Here is an 18,241-nt window from a genome sequence, read left to right on the forward strand (position 1 = left end):
GGAGTAACCATGACCCTTGCGCTCGATCCCCGGCCCCGGCCGCTCGATCACCTTGCCGAAAGGGGCAGGGGCGATGCGCCGGCGCTGGTCTTGCGCATGGGGTCGCTTAACCATCAGGACTTAAGAACCCGTGTCGGGCGGCTTGCCACCTGGCTCGCCGGGCGCGCTGCGACGGGCGATCGGATCGCGAGCTGGGCGGCGAAGGGAGAGGCGACCTGCCTGCTGCCGCTCGCCTGCGCCCGCGCCGGGGTGGTCCACGTGCCCATCAATCCGCTGCTCAAACGGATGCAGGTTGCGCACATCGTCGCAGACAGCGGCGCCGTCATGCTGATCGGCAACGAGGCTCGGCTCGCCAGCCTCGAGGATGGCGACCTGCCCGCCGGGTGCGATACCGTGACGGAAGCAGACCTCGTCAGCGGGCTCGATGCGCTTGCGATCATGGGACCGTCGGACCACGACCCGGACGATATCGCGGCGATCCTCTACACCAGCGGTTCGACCGGGAAGCCCAAGGGGGTCGTCCTCAGCCACGCGAACATGTGGCTCGGCGCGGTTAGCGTCGCGCATTATCTGGGTTTGGGCGCAGACGATGTGACGCTCTCGGTGCTGCCGCTCAGCTTCGATTACGGCCAGAACCAGTTGCTGAGCGCATGGTACGCCGGCGGCTCGGTCGTCCCGCTCGATTACCTGATGCCGCGCGACGTGGTGAAGGCCTGTGCCCGCCACCGCATCACGACGCTGGCCGCCGTCCCCCCGTTGTGGGTGCAGTTGACCGAACTCGACTGGCCCGAAGAGGCGACTGCCTCCATGCGGCGCCTGACCAACAGCGGCGGAGCGCTGACCGAGCCGCTCGTCCGGTCGCTACGCCGCATATTCCCGCAGGCGCGGGTGTTCCCGATGTACGGCCTGACCGAGGCGTTCCGTTCGACCTATCTCGACCCCGCGCTGGTGGACAGTCATCCGACCTCGATGGGCAAGGCGATCCCGTTCGCCGAGATACTGGTGGTGGCGGACGACGGGTCGCTGGCCGGCGATGGCCAGGAAGGCGAACTGGTCCACGCCGGGCCTCTCGTCGCTCACGGTTACTGGAACGACCCGGAGCGCACCGCCGAGCGGTTCAAGGCTGCGCCAGCCGCCTCGGCCTATGGCGGGATGGCGGTGTGGTCGGGCGACCGGGTTCGGCGCGACGGCGACGGCCTGCTCTATTTCGTCGGGCGGCGCGATGCGATGATCAAGAGCGCCGGCAACCGGATCAGCCCGCAGGAGGTCGAGGACGCGGCGATTGCGACCGGAGCGGTGGCCGAAGCCGTGGCGGTCGGCGTACCGGACCCGCGTCTGGGTCAGGTCGTGTGCCTCGCCGTTCGGCCGCAAGCGACTTTCGACGAGGCGGCTTTCCGCAAGGCATTGGCCGCCGCGCTCCCCAATTTCATGCAACCCCGTACCATCCGCACCTACGACGCGATGCCGCGCAATCCGAACGGCAAGCTCGACCGCAATGCCCTCGCACAGGAGATGAGCGAATGAAGCCGCTGGGTCCGATACCTGCCGGCTATGCGGCCAGGGACGGGCAGCTCGCGATCGGCGGGTTCACCGCGCGCGAGCTTGTCGCACAAGCAGGCGGGACGCCGCTGTTCGTCTATTCGCGCCAGATGCTCGACAGCCGCATGGCCGAACTGCGGGCGGCAATGCCCGAGCGGCTGGCGATCCACTACGCGGTCAAGGCGAACCCCTGGCATCCCGTGATCGAGCATATGAAGGGCCTGGCCGACGGCTTCGACATCGCATCCGGCGGAGAACTGACCAAGGTGCTCGATGCCGGTATCGATCCATCGCTCGTCAGCTTCGCCGGGCCGGGCAAGCGCGATGCGGAGCTGGATGCCGCGATTGCCGCAGGGGTCACGATCAACCTGGAATCCGCTGCCGAGGCGGAACGCGCCATTGCCATCGGCGAACGCTTGGAGATCCGTCCGCGGCTGGCGGTGCGGGTCAATCCCGATTTCGAGTTGCGCGGCAGCGGCATGAAGATGGGCGGCGGCGCAAAGCCGTTCGGGGTCGACGCCGATCGCGTGCCGGACCTCGTCCGCCGGATCGTGGCTTCCGGTGCCGACTGGCAGGGCTTGCACATCTTTACCGGCAGCCAGGCACTCGACGCAGAGGCCATTGCCGAAACGCAGGGCAACGTCCTCGACCTTGCCGACCAGCTGACGCGGGAGATCGGGCACGGTCCGCTGCCCAAGCTGAACATGGGCGGCGGGATCGGCATTCCGTATTTTTCGGGTGACACGCCGGTCGACCTCGCGCTCATCGGCGCGCGGCTGGCCGAACGGTTCGCTCACCTTCCCGAAACGCTCGCGCACACCAGGCTGTGCATCGAACTGGGCCGATTCCTCGTCGGTGAGGCCGGGGTCTATCTGTGCGAGATCGTCGACCGCAAGGTCAGCCACGGGGAGACTTACCTCGTTACCGATGGCGGGCTCCATCACCAGCTTGCCGCCTCGGGCAATTTCGGCACGGTCGTCCGGCGGAACTATCCGCTCGCCATCGCCACGCGGTTCGCGGACGAGCCGACCGAAGAGGCCAGCGTGGTAGGCTGCCTGTGCACCCCGCTCGACCGGCTGGCCGACAAGGCCATGCTTCCCCACGCAGAAGTCGGCGATCTGGTCGCCGTGTTCTGCGCCGGAGCTTACGGCGCAAGCGCGTCTCCGGCTAACTTTTTGGGGCAGGGGCCCGCGCGCGAGTTGCTGGTTTAACATTTTCGCGCGCGCCGTCCCGCGATGGGACTGCTCGGGTTAATGCGCTTCAAACCTAACGGTATGTTCACCAATTTAAACGAGAAACCCGACAGTTACCCGCAACTGCGCGGTGTGCCGGGTCGCTCGCGGCTCACGCATCGCAACGGCGCTTCTTCGATTCCAAGGATGCTTCGATGCCTGCCCATGGCCGCAACACGCTTTTCGCCACCACCGCGCTTGCCGCACTCGCCCTGACGGGTTGCGCTACGACCGGCGGAGCGGACACTCAGCTGCCGCCCGCCTCCTTCGTCTCGATGCAGGAAGGGCCGGGTGAGGATTACGTGATCGGCCCGCTCGACGAGCTGACGATCAGCGTATGGCGCAATCCGGAACTCAGCGCCGAAAAGATTCAGGTCCGTCCCGACGGCCGGATCACGACGCCATTGGTCAACGACCTGCCAGCCGTCGGAAAGACGCCGGCCATGCTGTCGGAGGATATCCGCCAGCGTCTTTCACAGTACATCGAGGAACCCCTCGTCAGCGTGATCGTGACCAATTTCGCCGGCACGTTCAGCCAGCAGGTCCGGATCATCGGTGCGACGGAAAAGCCCGCGTCCATCCCGTTCCGCGCCAACATGACCGTGCTCGACGCGATGATCGCCGTGGGCGGGCTCAGCGAATTCGCCGCCGGCAACCGGGCGAAGCTGATCCGGTTCGACAAGCAGGCCGGCCGCCAGAGCGAATTCGACCTGCGCCTCGGCGATCTGCTCAAGAAGGGCGAGAGCAAGGCGAACGTGATGCTCCAGCCCGGCGACGTGATCATCATTCCCGAAAGCATGTTCTGAAGGTCGCCCCGGCATGAACGAGGTTTTCGAGGAACTGCGCGCCGCCGCGCACACCGCCTGGGCCCGGCGCCGGCTGGTCCTGGGCGTGGCGTGGGGCGTCTGCCTGCTGGGCTGGATCGCCGTGGCGCTCATCCCGAACTCGTATGAATCCAAGGCGCGCATTTACGTCCAGCTCGACGATGTGTTGTCCGACCAGCTCAAGATCGCCAACGGCGGCGAGGATGAAATCCAGCGGGTCAAGAAGACGCTGGCGGGCGCGGTGAACCTCGAAAAGGTCATTCGCGGGACGGACCTGGGTCGGCAGATCGCCAGCCAGCGCGAAATGGAACGCGCCGTCGCCAAGCTCGCCGAAGACGTGAAGGTCGAAAGCATCGAGGACAATCTGTTCACGATCACCGCCCATGTCGGCGAGCGCCACCTGTCCGATGCGGAGAACGCCCGGATGGCGCAAACCGTCGTCCAGAAGCTGATCGACATTTTCCGCGAGGAGAACATCGCCGGAAATCGCGGAGAGGTAGCCGACACGGTGGTCTTCCTCGACCAGCAGCTCGACCAGCGAAAGGCGGAACTGGAAGCGGCCGAAGCCAAGCTGTCGATCTTCGAGGCCGAGAACCCCGAACTCGTGGGCGGCTCGATTGCCATCGCGGGCCGCCTGTCGGGCACACGCCAGGAACTGCGCGGGGTCGAGGCCGATCTTGCCGCGGCGCAGAGCGCGCTTGCGGCGATCAGCGGTCAGCTCGCCGGCACGCCGCGCACGCTCGCCGGCGGTAACGGCGACGGTAGCGCACTGGGCCAGGCCCAGGGCCAGCTTGCCGGACTGCAGGCACGCGGCCTCACCGACAGCCACCCCGATATCGTGGCGCTGAAGCGCCAGATCGCGCTGCTGCAACGCAGTGGCGGCGGCGCGATCGCAGGCACCCCGAACCCGGCTTACAGCTCACTGGTATCGATCAAGGCGGAGCGCGAGGCGAACGTACAGGCACTCCTCGCCCGCAAGGCTGCACTGCAGTCCGAAATCTCCGGCGCGATGGCCGATCAGGCGAGCGAGCCGGCTGTCTCGGCAGAGGCCAACCGGATCAGCCGCGACTACGAAGTGCTCAAGCGGAAATACGACGAACTTCTGCAGAACCGGGAGGAAATGCGTCTGCGCGGGCAGGTCGAAAGCGAGCGGTCGAGCTTCAAGTTCAACGTCGTCGATCCCCCGACCACGCCGCGCCTTCCGGCATCGCCCAACCGTCCGCTGCTCCTGATCGGCGTTTTGATGGCGGGCGTAGCGGCAGGCATCGGAACGGTGTTCGCGCTGACGCAGTTGCGCTCGACCTTCGCGACCGCGGCCGGGCTTGAGCGCGCGCTCGACCTGCCGGTGCTCGGTACGATTTCCGAAACCCTGACCGAAAGCGGCAGGGCATTGCGGGCGAAGCGGATGAAGCTGTTCTACGCCGGCAGCGGGGCGCTCGCCGGGATGTGTGTGCTCCTGCTGGGGATCGAATTCGTCCAGCGCGGCATGATCGCGTGAGGGGGCGGGCAGGATGACCGATCAGAGCAAGATTCCGCTTCCCGGCCAGCCCGGCGGCGAAGCCAGCGCAGAGGTTCCGCGCGAAAGTTCGCTGCTCGAGCGAGCCAGCGGGGCCTTCGGGCTGGATCCGTTCCGGCCCGCGCAGGTGCCTGTGCGGCTCGATCAGCCGCCGATGAAGCGGGCAAAGCCCCTGAACCGGGCAGACGCTGCCGCAGTGGCGGAAACCTCCGCGCCAACCGACACATCGCTTCCGGTGGCGACCCGCCCGCGGGTCGTAGTGGCCCCCGACGTCATCGAACCCGGCGTGCGTCTGGACCGCAGCAAGGGCCACTCGATCAGCCGCGATCACCTGGCCGAACGCGGCCTCATCGTGCCCGAGGCAGGCGCGACCGCGCTGCTCGAGGAATTCCGCATCGTCAAACGCCAGCTCATCGCCGCGGCACAGGCCGCCGGAGATGCCGCCTCGCGCAGGGTTCTCGTATCCTCACCGCATTCCGGCGAAGGAAAGACCTTCTGCGCGGTGAACCTGGCGATCGCGATGGCGGGTGAGCGCGACGGCGAGGTGCTTCTCGTCGATGCAGACATCGCAAAGCCTTCGGTCCTGACTTCTTTGGGGCTGCCGCCTGGACCGGGGTTCCTCGACGCACTGTCGGACCCTTCGATCCGGGTCGAGGATCTGGTGATGGCCACCGATATTCCGGGCTTGTTCGTGCTCCCTGCAGGCCGGCAGACGACCAAGGACAGCGAATACCTGGCCAGCGCCCGCACGGCCGAAGTGCTGGACCGGCTCACGCGCGGCGCGCCGGGGCGCATGGTCGTGTTGGACAGTCCCCCTGCACTTGCGGCATCGCCTGCCGCCGAACTCGCCAAGCATGTCGGCCAGACTCTGCTGGTTGCCCGCGCCGATCGGACCGGTCGGAGCGCGCTGGAGGATGCGGTGCAGCTTCTGGGTGCGTGTCCCGACATCAAGCTCCTTCTCAACGCTGCCCACTTCAGTCCCAGCGGCCGGACCTTCGGCACCTATTACGGTCAAAAGGCATAGCGGCGTGATCCGACTTGCCATCCTTCTGGCCGGCGCCTCGGCATCGCTTGCGGTTCCCGCGCACGCCCAGGATTCCGGCCGCGGCGACCGCCGCAAGGCCGTGGTCGTGGCGCCCTACATCGAAGCGAACCAGGTTCTCGCCGCGGAGATCTCTCCCGGCGACGACGTGGTGACCTATACGCAGGTGGCTACGGGCGTGGACGTCAGCGTGCAGGGGCGCAACAACGGCGGTTCGGCATCGATCCGCTACGAACGCACAATCGGCTACGACGATGCGGTATCCGACAGTTCCAGTCTCAGCGGCATTGCCCGCGGCTATGCCAGCATCGTCCCGCGCGCATTGACGGTCGAGGCCGGCGCACTCGCCACCCGCACCCGTGTCGACGGCAACGGCGGTGCCACCCTGACGGCTCCCCGCCAGGACCAGTCCGAAAGTCGGATCTATTCCGTCTATGCCGGGCCCAATGTCCACACGAGTGTGGGCGATGCGGAAGTGAACGCGAATTACCGCATCGGGTACACCCGGGCCGAAGCGCCGGATGCGATCAGCAACGCGCCGGGTGCCGCCCGCGTCGACCTGTTCGACGAAAGCGTGGTCCAGCGGGCAGGCGCACACGTCGGTCTCAGGCCGGGCGCACCTTTGCCGGTCGGCGTCGGGATCGGCGGCGGAATCTACCAGGAAGACACCTCGAACCTCGATAGCCGCGTGCGCGACATGCACGTGCGCGGCGACGTGACCGTGCCGCTCGGCCCGAGCCTCGCGCTGGTCGGAGGCGTCGGATACGAAGACGTCGAGATTTCGAACCGCGATGCCCTGCGCGATGCGGCCGGCAATCCCGTGATCCGTGCGGATGGCCGGTTCGTCACCGACGAAAGCGGTCCGCGACGCATCGCTTACGACGTATCGGGCCTGATCTGGGACGTCGGCGTGGTCTGGCGTCCGTCGCGCCGCACGGCTGCAGAGGCGCACATCGGCCGCCGGTACGATTCGACGACCTATTACGGCAGCTTCGCATGGGCACCCGACAGCCGCAGTTCGGTGAACCTGTCGGTCTATGACGGGATCACGGGGTTCGGCGGGCAGTTGACCAACGCGCTGGCTTCGCTGCCGACCGATTTCGCCGCGATCCGCAATCCGGTGACCGGCGATCTCGACGAGTGCGTCAGCAGCGTGGAGGGCGGCAACTGCCTGACCGGCGTGCTCGGTTCGGTACGCTCGTCGGTGTTTCGCGGGCGCGGCGTCTCGCTCAGCTATTCGCGGCAGATCGGCCGGATGAGCGGCGGGTTCGGCGCAGGCTACGACCGGCGCACATTCATCGGCGCGCCCGGCACCGTGCTGGCCGCGGCGAACGGAATCGTCGACGAAAGTTATTGGCTGGCGAGTTACCTCAGCGGCCAACTCGGCCCACGCGATTCCTTCAGCGTCAATTCCCGTGTCCAGTGGCTCAAGAGCGGGTTCGCCGGCGCCGGAGACGCGACCGTGATGGGCGCTGCCGCCGCCTATCGCCGCTACCTCCTCGAAGGCCTCTCGGCCAACGCCGCAGTCAGCCTCGACCGCCTCGACAGCGATGCCGGGCGCGACCTTTCGACCGCCGCAGCCCTGCTGGGCCTCCGGTACGATTTTTGACGTCCGGAACGGAAAACTGAGAGACAGACGATGTTCGACGATTTCTACGGTCTCACCGCTCGGCCTTTCCAGCTGACGCCCGATCCGAATTTCTATTTCGAGAGCGGGACGCATCGCAAGGCGCTGAGCTATCTCGGTTACGGCCTTGCCCAGGGCGAAGGCTTCATCGTCATCACCGGCGAGGTCGGCGCGGGCAAGTCCACGCTGGTCGCGCACCTGATGCGCAAGGTCGATCCGCGCGAACTGACCGTCGGCCAGATCGTGACCAGCAACCTCGACGGTGAGGAGATGATACACGTCGCCGCGCAGGCTTTCGGGATCGAGGTCGAAGGTCGCGACAAGGCTGCCACGCTGGGCGCGATCGAGGCGTTCCTGCAGGACGAAGCGCGGGCGGGCCGCCGCTGCCTGCTGGTGGTCGACGAATCGCAAAACCTCAGCGTCGAGGCGCTCGAGGAACTGCGGATGCTGTCGAACTTCCAGCTCGGCGCGCACCCGTTGCTGCAGACGCTGCTGCTGGGCCAGCCCGAGTTCAAGCAGGTGCTGGCCGAACACGAACAACTCGAACAGCTCCGTCAACGCGTGATCGCCGCGCACCACCTCGAAGCGATGGAAGCGTCGGAGATCGCGCCTTACGTCACCCACCGCCTGCAATGCGTGGGCTGGCAGGGCAACCCGGCGTTCGACCAGCGGGTGTTCGCCCAGCTTCATGAGGCCACCGGGGGCATTCCGCGCCGGATCAACCAGATGATGAGCCGGCTTCTGCTTCTGGGCGCGGTGGAACAGCGCACGCGGATCGACGCTCTGATGCTGGCCTCGGTCCGCCGCGAAATGGAAAGCGAAAGCACGTCCGCCGTGGCGCCCGCGCGCAAGGTCGCGCCGGTCGATGCCGTGCCTGCGCCAGGGCCGATCAAGCACGCTTTCGCATCTGCACCGACCGTCTCTTCCAGCGCTGCCGCACCTGGCGCAGTCGAGGCGCTGCTGGTCGAACGGGACGCGCAGATCGCCGCGTTGCGCCAGGCGGTTGCCGAACTGCGCGACGCGCGCCCGGCGGTTCCTGCCGAGGCTGGCATCTGGACCGATCGCATCGCATCGCTCGAAGCGCGCATCGACGAGCAGGACCAGGCGGTTCGCCACGTGCTGACGCTGCTGATCGAATGGTTCGAGGAAGAAGCGCCGCGCGTCGCGGCATGAGGAGACTGCCGCCATGGCGGTCCTGACCGTCCCGCACCGCCCGATCGTCAACGGCCTGTCCGTCGACGTCGAAGACTGGTTCCAGGTCGGCGCGTTCGAGAACACGATCGCGCGGGACACATGGGACCGGCTTCCGTTGCGCGTGTCGGACAATGTCCTGCGTATCCTCGACCTGTTCGCTGAAGCCGATGCGAAGGCGACCTTCTTCACGCTGGGCTGGGTGGCGCAGCGCAACCCCTTGCTCATGCGCCGCATCGCCGATGCGGGCCACGAGATTGCCAGCCACGGTTGGGACCACGCGCGCGTCCACACGCTCGACCGGGCGAGCTTCGCCGCGGACATCGCGAAGGCGCGCGAGGTGTTGCAGGATGTGTCGGGCGCGGCGGTCACCGGCTACCGCGCGCCGAGCTTCTCGATCGACCAGCGCACGCCGTGGGCCTATCTCGAACTAGCGGAGCAGGGCTATGCCTACAGCTCTTCGGTCGCTCCGGTTGCGCACGATCACTACGGCTGGCGGGAGGCGCCGCGCTTCGCCTTCCACCCGCTGCCGCATAGCCCGCTGGTCGAAATCCCCGTCACCACGGCGATGCTCGGCGGGCGGCGGGTAGCGGCGGGCGGCGGCGGCTTCTTCCGCGTGTTGCCATACGCCTTCAGCCGATGGGCGATCCGCCAAGTGAACCGCGTGGAGCAGCGCCCGGCGGTGTTCTATTTCCACCCTTGGGAAATCGATCCGCAGCAGCCCCGCGTGGCAGGTGCGCCGATGCGGTCGAGGCTTCGGCACTACACCGGACTCGATCAGATGGCGGACAAGCTGCGCGCGCTGGTCGGCGAATTCGCGTGGGGCCGGATGGACGTGATCGCCCATCGTGAGGCTGCGCGCGCGTCGAGCCTTGCGGCATGAACGCGCCGTTCGCCTTGCCGGGACTAGCGATCGCGCTGGCCGATCTGCGCGATCCCAACGAGGTGAGCCGGATCGAGGGATTCGTCGCGGAAATGGGCGGCACGCCGTTTCATCGACCAGCGTGGCTGCACGCGGTCGAGCGCGGAACCGGCCAGCGTGCTGTCGGCCTGGCTGTCATCAGGCACGGTTCGGTGACCGGGTGGTTGCCGCTGACCGAAGTGCACTCGCCGCTATTCCCGCGGGCACTGGTGTCGAGCGGATTCGCGGTCGGCGGCGGGCCGCTTTGCGTCGACGGTTCGACCGCCGTCGATCTGTGCCGCGCGGCGACCGAACTCGCGGCCCGGCGATCGTGCGCCTCGGTCGAACTTCGCGGCGGCGATGCGCCTGCCGACTGGGCGGTGCGCACGGACAGCCATGCCGGTTTCCTGGCGCCGCTTGCCGCGGACGACGAAAGCCAGCTTCTCGCCATTCCGCGCAAGCAGCGCGCCGAGGTCCGCAAGGGGCTGGAGCGCGATTTCACGATCGAAGTCGGCAGCGGCGAACGGGACAGGGCGGCGCATCACGCCGTTTATGCCGAGAGCGTCCGCAATCTGGGCACCCCGGTCTTTCCGCGCAGCCTGTTCGATGCCGTGCTCGATACGCTCGACGCGGATATCCTGACCCTGCGCCTCGCGGGCGAACCGGTAGCCAGCGTCCTCAGCCTGTACCATGAGGACGCGGTCATGCCCTATTGGGGCGGTGGCACCTTCGCGGCGCGCGCGACCCGTGCGAACGAGCGGATGTATTTCGAGCTGATGCGCCATGCCCGTGCGCGTGGTTGCCACACGTTCGATTTCGGCCGCTCGAAGACGGGCAGCGGCGCCTTCGCCTACAAGAAGAACTGGGGTTTCGAACCGCAGCCGCTGGCCTACGCAACCTGGACGGCTTGCGGCGCTTCGGCTCGTGACGTCGATCCGAACAGCGCGGCCCACGCTGCGAAGATCGCGCTGTGGAAGCGGATGCCGTTGGGGCTCGCCAACCGGCTTGGGCCGGTCATCGCGCGCGGGCTGGCGTGATGGGCGAGACCCTTTTCATCGCGCACCGGATTCCGTTTCCCCCAAATCGGGGCGACAAGATCCGCTCGCATCACCTGCTGAAGGCGATTGCGGCATTGGGGCCGGTGCATGTCGCGACGCTGGGCGAGACCGGAGCCGATTTCGCCGCCGAGCCCTTGCTGGCCGAGGTCGCTGCCAGCCATTGCCTTGCACGGCGCCCCAGCAACCTCGTACGGGCGGGATTGCAGGCGCTCAGGTCCGGCAGGCCGGTCAGCCTCGCCGCCTTCGACAGCCACGAATTGCACGCGTGGATCGCCAGGACGCTCGCCGAACGGCCGATCGACACCATCTTCGTGTTCTCCGGCCAGATGGGGCAATATGTTCCGGCTGACTTCCCGGGCCGTGTGGTCATCGACCTGTGCGACGTCGATTCCGCCAAGTTCGAGGCATACGCGAAGGAACGAACCGGTCCGCGTGGCTGGATCGATGCCCGCGAAGGGCGACTGCTCGCGATCGAGGAGGCCCGGCTTGCCACGCGTGCCGACGCGACGCTGCTCGTCAGCGAGAACGAGGCCGCCTTGCTGCGCGACCGGATCGGCGATTTCGGTGCCACCATCCTTGCAGTCGGCAACGGGATCGACACCGCGTTCTTCGATCCGAATGCGAGCGAGCCGCACCCCGCGCTCGCTGGAGAAGCCGGACCGCACATCGTGTTCACGGGGCAGATGGACTATCCGCCCAACATCACAGCTGCGCTTCGGGGAGCGCGCGCGATCATGCCGCTCGTTCGTGCCCGGCACCCGCAAGCCAGCTTCCACATCGTCGGCCGCGCTCCGGCCGCCGAAGTTTGCGCGCTCGATGGCGTGCAGGGTACCCGCGTCTGGGGTGAGGTGCCCGACGTTCGCCCGTTCCTGGCTGGAGCGGACATCGTCCTTGCGCCGCTGGCCATTGCGCGTGGGGTTCAGAACAAGGTCCTCGAAGCCATGGCCATGGCGCGGCCCGTCGTCCTGACGCCGGAAGCCGCGACCGGTTTCGGAGGCGTCGACGGGTTGCACTTTGCGATCGCTGACGGCGACCGCGCTCTGGCCGAGACAATCACAAATCTGATCGCAGACGGCTCCAGGGCCCTGGCGATGGCCGCAGTGGCCCGCCGCTTTACCGTTGCGGAAAAGAGCTGGGCTGCCGCGCTCGCGCCGCTGTCCGGACTCGTCTCACTCGCAAGGGCCGAGCGCGATGCCGCGTAACGCTGCATTTGCTCCCCGGTCGGGCGCCTCGACCCCCTGGAGTGCCGCCTTGGTGCGCCTGTGCGCGGTCGTGCTGCTCCTGGTCGTGCTCACCGCGCCGGAGTGGCGGGCGATGGCGCACCAGTGGTGGAACATCGACGCCTACAATCACGTCCTGCTGGTGCCCTTCATTCTCGGCTGGCTCGTCTGGCTGCGCCGCGACGAGCTGACAAAAGTCGTGCCCTCGGTGTGGGGGCCCGGACTGGCGTGGATCGGGGCGGGGATGCTCCTCTGCCTGGCAGGGCGTGCGGCGGACGTGAACCTGATGGCGCAAGCCGGCGCGGTCGTGGCGCTGCAGGGAGCGGTCGCGGCGTTCCTCGGCTTGAGGGCCGCGCTGATCCTCGCGTTCCCGCTCGCCTATGCGGCTTTCCTCGTCCCCTTCGGAGACGAAATCGTCCCCGCGCTCCAGCACCTCACGGCGCAGATGGCGATCGCACTGACCCACTTTTCCGGCGTGCCGGCGGTGATCGACGGGCTCTATATCGACACCCCCGGCGGCCGCTTCGTCGTCGCGGAGGAATGCTCGGGGGTGAAGTTCCTGATCGCGATGGTCGCGCTGGCGACGCTCGCGGCATGGACGGGATTCAGCCGCTGGTGGCCGCGCATACTGTTGGTGATCGGCGGGGCTCTCGTTTCCATCCTTGCCAATGGCGTCCGCGCATGGGGCACGATCTACGTCGCGCAGTGGGTCGGAGCCGAGCGGGCGGGGGGCTTCGATCATATCGTCTACGGCTGGGTGTTCTTCGCGGTCGTGATCGTGGTTGTTCTGGGCCTCGCCTGGCGACATTTCGACCGCGAACCGGCCGAGGCTGGCCTGTCCGTAGCCCAGGTTGCCGCGCATCCACTCGTGCGGTTTGAAAAGCTCGACTTAGCGCCTGCCACCGGTCTGCTGGTCGTCGCCCTCGGCGCGATCGCCTTTGCCGTCCCCGGCCTGCTGGTCTAGGCGGACCGCCGATGTGCGGGATTGCGGGAATATTCCATTGCGGCACGCCCAAGCCGGTCGATCCGGCGCGGGTGAATGCGATGACCGACGCGCTCGTCCATCGCGGGCCGGACGGCGGAGGGATATGGACCGCGCCCGGGGTGGCGCTCGGCCATCGACGCCTGTCGATCATCGACCTTGCCGGATCGCCGCAGCCGATGGCTTCGTTCGACGGCCGCGCGATGCTCGTCTTCAATGGCGAGATCTACAACTTCCGAGAGCTACGGCGTGAGCTGGAAAACGCAGGCGCCAGGTTCCGCACCGACGGCGATAGCGAGACGATCCTCGCCGCATGGCAGAAGTGGGGGCCGGACTGCCTTTCGCGCCTGCATGGCATGTTCGCTTTCGCGCTCTACGACCTGACCCAGCGCACGCTGTTCCTCGCGCGCGACAGGCTGGGCGTGAAGCCGCTGTTCACCGCGATGCTGAGCGACGGCAGCCTCGCGTTCGCCTCCGAATTGAAGGGCCTGTTGGCGCACCCGCTGCTGCGGCGCGAGATCGATCCGCTGGCGATCGAGGATTACCTCGCTTGGGGCTACGTTCCCGATCACCGGTCGATGCTGAAGGGCGTGGAGAAGCTGCCTGCGGGCCATTACCGGCTGCTGCGGCACGATCAGCCCGCGTCGGCTCCGGTGCGCTGGTGGGACGTCTCGTTCACCGAGCGCCGCCGCGAAAGCGCGGCCGATCTCGAGGCCGAACTGCTGTTCCACCTGCGCGAGGCGGTCACGAGTCGGATGGTAGCCGACGTGCCGCTGGGTGCATTCCTTTCCGGCGGAGTCGACAGCTCGAGCGTGGTCGCCCTGATGGCGGAATCGAGCCGTGAGCGCGTGGGGACCTGTTCGATCGGCTTCGACGAAGCTGCTCTCGACGAAACGAGATACGCGCGCGATGTGGCGACCCGTTTCGGCACCGATCATCGCGAGCGGAAGGTCGGCAACGACGATTTCTCCCAGATCAGCAACCTGGCGGCAATGTTCGACGAGCCCTTCGCCGATGCGTCCGCACTGCCGACATGGCGAGTCTGCCAACTCGTACGCGAGACCGTGACGGTCGCACTGTCGGGCGACGGGGCGGACGAGGCGTTCGCCGGGTATCGCCGTCACCGGTTCCATGCCGCGGAAGAACGCGCACGGTCGCTCCTGCCTTCGTCGATACGCCAACCGGTGTTCGGCGCATTGGGCAGGATCTGGCCCAAGGCGGACTGGGCGCCGCAGGTGTTACGCGCGAAGACGACGTTCCAGTCGCTCGCGGCGAGCGGGGAAGAGGGATATGCACGCGCCCTCGCGGTCACCGCACCCGAATTGCGTGCGGCGCTCTATTCGCCGGACTTCCGGCGGCAGCTGGGCGACTATCGGGCCGAACGGCCGCTGATCGACATGATGCGCAATGCGCCGGCGCGCTCCGGTCTCGACCGGGCGCAGTACGCGGACCTCAAGTTCTGGCTGCCCGGCGACATCCTGACGAAGGTCGACCGCACCAGCATGGCCGTGAGCCTGGAGGCGCGCGAACCGCTCCTCGATCACCGGCTGATCGAATTCGCCTCCGCGCTGCCCGAGCGCCTGCGGATCCGCGACGGGCAGGGCAAGTGGCTGCTGAAACACGCGATGGAACGGTATCTGCCGCGCGAGGTGCTCTACCGGCCCAAGCAGGGCTTCGTCACTCCGATCGCGGCCTGGCTGCGCGGTCCGCTCGCCAGCGAGGCGCGCGGCATCGCGCACGGCGCGACGCTCTCGCGAACCGGGTGGTTCGATGGCGACAAGGTGGCCGCGATGGCCGAAGCGCACATTGCGGGGCGCTCCGACCATTCGCGGTTGTTATGGCAGTTGCTGATGCTCGACCGATCGCTGACGGCGCTCAAGATCGGTTAGCGGCAACCCGTTAGCGGCTGTCGACGAGGACGAGTTCCGCATCCTCGATCGCTTCTACCTCGATGGCAGCCTCGCCGGTGATGGCGACCCCGTCGCGCGCGGCGGCTTCCCGGCCATTGACGCGGTAGCGTCCATCGACTGCGACCAGATATTGGTGGCGAGACGGATCGGCGCTGAACGTCGCCTTTTCGCCCGCCTTGAGCGTCGCGGCCAGAACCTTGGCATCGGCGCGGATCGGCAAGGCATCGTCGGCCTCGGGCGTCCCGCTGGCGAGCACGACCCAGTCGCCTGACCGAGCGTCCCGCGGAAACTCCCGCGTGCCCCAGCTCGGCTTTTCGCCGGCGCGATCGGGGATGATCCACAGCTGGAACAGCGTGGTCGCCTCGTCCTCCAGGTTGTATTCGGCGTGGGTGATGCCCGTCCCGGCGCTCATCACCTGGACGTCGCCCGCCACGGTACGCCCCTGGTTGCCCAGAGAATCCTGATGGCTGATCGCGCCCGAATGGACGAACGTCACGATTTCCATGTCGCGATGGGGGTGGGGCGGAAAGCCGCTCTTGCCGGCGATGTGATCGTCGTTCCACACGCGCAGCGCGCCCCAGCCCATGCGGTCCGGGTCGTGGTAATCGGCGAAGCTGAAGTGGAAGCGGGTGTCGAGCCATCCATGGTTACGATGCGCGAGGCTGTCGCGCGGACGGATGTCGATCATGAGACAGGTCCACATCGGCGGGGCTTGAAAACGAATGAATATCGCCGCCGGAATGTCGATCATGTGGGGACTTGAAAGCAGGGTTCAACCCTCTGCGCCATGCCCCTTTGCCATGTAGTCCGCGCTCTGCATTTCCTCGAGCCGGCTGACGGTTCGCGCGAACTCGAACGCGCCATCGCCGGCGACATACAGCCGGTCGGGCTCGGCAGCCGCAGTGACGAACAACTTGACCCTGTGCTCGTAGAGCGCGTCGACGAGCTTGGTGAAGCGGATCGCCTCGTTGCGGTTGTCCGGACCCATCACGGGCACGCCGACGACGATGACGGTGTGATAGGATTGGGCGATCGCGAGGTAGTCCGCCGCGCCGCGGTTCTCTCCGCACAGGCGCTTGAAGCTGAAAACCGCCACGCCCTTGAGGCTTTTCGGGACGTGCAGCGTGCGCCCCCCGCCAAGGTCCAGCGAGCCGCTGGGGACGTGCGCCGCATCTTCCGGCTTGTAATCGGTCAAGCGAAAGAATGCCTCGCGCACCTGCGCGGTCGAATCGTCTCCCAGGGGACTGTGCCAGGAGGCGATACCGGCCAGTCGGTCGAGCCGGTAATCGACGGGCCCGTCCAAGGCGATCACGTCGAGCTTGTCCTCGATGAGGTCGATGAACGGCAGGAATAGCGAACGGTTGAGGCCGTCCTTGTACAGCTCGCGCGGCGGGCGGTTGCTGGTGGTCACCACCGTCACGCCTTCATCGACGATCAGTGCGGTAAACAGTCGCGCCATGATCGCCGCGTCGGCAGTGTTGGTCACGACCATCTCGTCGAAGGCGAGGCAGCGGACGTCCTGCGCGATGCGCGCGGCCACAGGAGCGATCGGATCGCCTGCCTCCTTTGCCCGCTCGTCTCGGATCATCCGGTCGACTTCCAGCATGAATGCATGGAAATGGACGCGGCGCTTTTCTGCGATCGCGAGGGTATCGACGAACAGGTCCATCAGCATCGACTTACCGCGGCCTACGCCGCCCCACAGGTATATTCCGCGGGGGCTCGCGGGTTTGCGGGCGAACAGCTTACCTAGAAAACCGGAGCCGTCGCTCGCTTCCAGTTGCTGTTCGAGTTGCCCCAGCGCCTCGGCGGCGCTTCGCTGGTCAGGATCGGCCCGTAGTTCGCCCGCGGCGACGAGCGCTTCATACCGCGCCAGAAGATCGCTCATGGGGCGGGGCGCGGCTTCATCTTGCGGACGATGCCGGAAAACGACGCAACGGCATCGGCATCCTGCACGACTTCTCCGCGCACGAAGACCAGGCTGCCGGTTTCACGCACGATCTCGCACACGGCATCCAGCGGACGGCGCGGATCGCCGCCTCCCACGAACTGGGTGGACAGTTCGATCGTGACCGAAGGACCGGCATTGCCGGTGCCGATCGTGTGCATCGTCGTGAACAGCGAAATGTCGATCAGCGAAAGCGTGACTGCGCCGTGGACGATGCCCTGCAGATTCTCGTGACGGCGCTCGGGAAACATTCGCAACCGGCTGCGGCCGTCGTCATCCACGCGCGTGATGAGCTTGCCCATGACGGCGCCGTTGAACAGCGACTGGTCCTTGAGGTTCCAGTGTCGCCAGCCTGGATTGTCCGGGTCGGGCGCGTGGTCGAAGACGTCTTCCTTGATCGCCACGGGATCAGATGTGCCGCTCGGCTTCCATCTTCTTGATCTCGGCGATCGCCCGCGCCGGGCTGAGGCCCTTGGGGCAGACGTTCGAGCAGTTCATGATCGTATGGCAACGATACAGCCGGAAGGGATCCTCCAGCGCATCGAGCCGTTCGCCGGTCATCTCGTCGCGGCTATCTGCCAGCCAGCGATAGGCCTGGAGCAGGATGGCCGGACCCAGGAACTTGTCGCTGTTCCACCAGTAGCTGGGGCACGCGGTCGAGCAGCAGGCGCACAGTATGCACTCGTACAGACCGTCGAGCTTTTCGCGCTGTTCGGGGCTCTGCAGGCGCTCCTTGCCGCTCGGCGTCGGGCTGACGGTCTGCAGCCACGGACGGATGCTGGCATACTGGGCGTAGAAATGGGTGAAATCGGGAACGAGGTCCTTGATGACCTGCATCGCGGGAAGCGGCGTGATCCGCACTTCGCCCTTCAGGTCCTCGATCGCGGTGGTGCAGGCCAGGCCGTTCTTGCCGTCGATGTTCATCGAGCACGAACCGCAGATGCCCTCGCGGCACGAGCGGCGGAAGGTGAGGGTGGGATCGACCTCGTTCTTTATCTTGATCAGCGCGTCGAGAACCATCGGTCCGCAATCGTCGAGATCGATCTCGAACGTATCGTAGCGCGGGTTCTCTCCGCTGTCGGGATCGAAGCGATAGATGCGGAATTTCTTCACCCGGGTGCCGCCGGCGGCAGTATGCGCGCGGCCCTTGCCGGTTATCTTCGAATTGGCGGGCAGGGTGAACGTTGCCATGGTCGCTTGCGGTCCTGAAGCGGGAATGTGACCCCCATCTAGCGCCTCGACGGGCAAGGG

16 protein-coding genes are annotated in these 18,241 nt (G+C 66.9%); 12 read left to right on the forward strand and 4 right to left on the reverse strand.

Features of this window, described 5'->3' with window-relative positions:
* Nucleotides 1-9: 9 nt before the first annotated feature.
* The 12 genes from AR323_RS03785 (at nucleotide 10) to AR323_RS03840 (ending at nucleotide 15,021) form a co-directional block, all read left to right on the forward strand.
* Nucleotides 10-1,524, forward strand: coding sequence for an acyl-CoA ligase (AMP-forming), exosortase A system-associated (locus AR323_RS03785; protein WP_057882645.1), 1,515 nt, complete (start codon nucleotides 10-12; stop codon nucleotides 1,522-1,524).
* Nucleotides 1,521-2,750, forward strand: coding sequence for a pyridoxal-dependent decarboxylase, exosortase A system-associated (locus AR323_RS03790; protein ID WP_057882646.1), 1,230 nt, complete (start codon nucleotides 1,521-1,523; stop codon nucleotides 2,748-2,750). The genes AR323_RS03785 and AR323_RS03790 overlap by 4 nt, the downstream gene beginning before the upstream one ends.
* Nucleotides 2,751-2,926: 176 nt before the next feature.
* Nucleotides 2,927-3,577 carry an XrtA/PEP-CTERM system exopolysaccharide export protein gene (locus tag AR323_RS03795; protein ID WP_057882647.1) on the forward strand — a complete coding sequence of 217 codons (651 nt, stop codon included), beginning with the start codon at nucleotides 2,927-2,929 and terminating at the stop codon, nucleotides 3,575-3,577.
* Between the two features lie 13 nt (nucleotides 3,578-3,590).
* The gene (locus tag AR323_RS03800) at nucleotides 3,591-5,093 is read left to right on the forward strand and encodes an XrtA system polysaccharide chain length determinant (RefSeq protein WP_057882648.1); all 1,503 of its coding nucleotides are present in this window, start codon (nucleotides 3,591-3,593) and stop codon (nucleotides 5,091-5,093) included.
* Between the two features lie 13 nt (nucleotides 5,094-5,106).
* Nucleotides 5,107-6,135: a P-loop NTPase family protein gene (locus AR323_RS03805; RefSeq protein WP_057882649.1), complete on the forward strand. Its 1,029-nt coding sequence runs from the start codon at nucleotides 5,107-5,109 to the stop codon at nucleotides 6,133-6,135.
* Between the two features lie 4 nt (nucleotides 6,136-6,139).
* Entirely contained in the window at nucleotides 6,140-7,762 is a 1,623-nt protein-coding gene (locus AR323_RS03810) for a hypothetical protein (protein ID WP_057882650.1), read from the forward strand.
* Between the two features lie 30 nt (nucleotides 7,763-7,792).
* Nucleotides 7,793-8,953: an XrtA/PEP-CTERM system-associated ATPase gene (locus AR323_RS03815; protein ID WP_057882651.1), complete on the forward strand. Its 1,161-nt coding sequence runs from the start codon at nucleotides 7,793-7,795 to the stop codon at nucleotides 8,951-8,953.
* Nucleotides 8,954-8,966: 13 nt separating this feature from the next.
* Nucleotides 8,967-9,854 carry an XrtA system polysaccharide deacetylase gene (locus AR323_RS03820; protein ID WP_057882652.1) on the forward strand — a complete coding sequence of 296 codons (888 nt, stop codon included), beginning with the start codon at nucleotides 8,967-8,969 and terminating at the stop codon, nucleotides 9,852-9,854.
* The gene (locus AR323_RS03825; RefSeq protein WP_057882653.1) at nucleotides 9,851-10,909 is read left to right on the forward strand and encodes a FemAB family XrtA/PEP-CTERM system-associated protein; all 1,059 of its coding nucleotides are present in this window, start codon (nucleotides 9,851-9,853) and stop codon (nucleotides 10,907-10,909) included. The genes AR323_RS03820 and AR323_RS03825 overlap by 4 nt, the downstream gene beginning before the upstream one ends.
* Nucleotides 10,909-12,132, forward strand: a complete 1,224-nt coding sequence (locus tag AR323_RS03830; RefSeq protein ID WP_057882654.1) for a TIGR03087 family PEP-CTERM/XrtA system glycosyltransferase — start codon at nucleotides 10,909-10,911, stop codon at nucleotides 12,130-12,132. Before AR323_RS03825 ends, AR323_RS03830 begins: the two co-directional genes overlap by 1 nt.
* Nucleotides 12,122-13,114 (forward strand): exosortase A, encoded by a 993-nt coding sequence (gene xrtA / locus AR323_RS03835; protein ID WP_057882655.1) that lies wholly within the window; start codon nucleotides 12,122-12,124, stop codon nucleotides 13,112-13,114. The genes AR323_RS03830 and xrtA overlap by 11 nt, the downstream gene beginning before the upstream one ends.
* Nucleotides 13,115-13,125: 11 nt before the next feature.
* Entirely contained in the window at nucleotides 13,126-15,021 is a 1,896-nt protein-coding gene (locus AR323_RS03840; RefSeq protein WP_057882656.1) for an XrtA/PEP-CTERM system amidotransferase, read from the forward strand.
* A gap of 10 nt (nucleotides 15,022-15,031) precedes the next feature.
* Here AR323_RS03840 and AR323_RS03845 read toward each other — a convergent pair whose 3' ends face one another.
* The 4 genes from AR323_RS03845 to AR323_RS03860 form a co-directional block, all read right to left on the reverse strand.
* Entirely contained in the window at nucleotides 15,032-15,730 is a 699-nt protein-coding gene (locus tag AR323_RS03845; protein WP_057883154.1) for a pirin family protein, read from the reverse strand.
* Nucleotides 15,731-15,814: 84 nt separating this feature from the next.
* Nucleotides 15,815-16,930, reverse strand: coding sequence for a cell division protein ZapE (zapE, locus tag AR323_RS03850; RefSeq protein ID WP_057882657.1), 1,116 nt, complete (start codon nucleotides 16,928-16,930; stop codon nucleotides 15,815-15,817).
* Entirely contained in the window at nucleotides 16,927-17,394 is a 468-nt protein-coding gene (locus tag AR323_RS03855; RefSeq protein ID WP_057882658.1) for a PaaI family thioesterase, read from the reverse strand. Before AR323_RS03855 ends, zapE begins: the two co-directional genes overlap by 4 nt.
* Before the next feature lie 4 nt (nucleotides 17,395-17,398).
* The gene (locus tag AR323_RS03860; protein WP_057882659.1) at nucleotides 17,399-18,181 is read right to left on the reverse strand and encodes a succinate dehydrogenase iron-sulfur subunit; all 783 of its coding nucleotides are present in this window, start codon (nucleotides 18,179-18,181) and stop codon (nucleotides 17,399-17,401) included.
* Nucleotides 18,182-18,241 lie beyond the last annotated feature (60 nt).

Origin of the sequence: Tsuneonella troitsensis (assembly GCF_001441535.1) — a bacterium.
Lineage (GTDB): Bacteria > Pseudomonadota > Alphaproteobacteria > Sphingomonadales > Sphingomonadaceae > Tsuneonella > Tsuneonella troitsensis.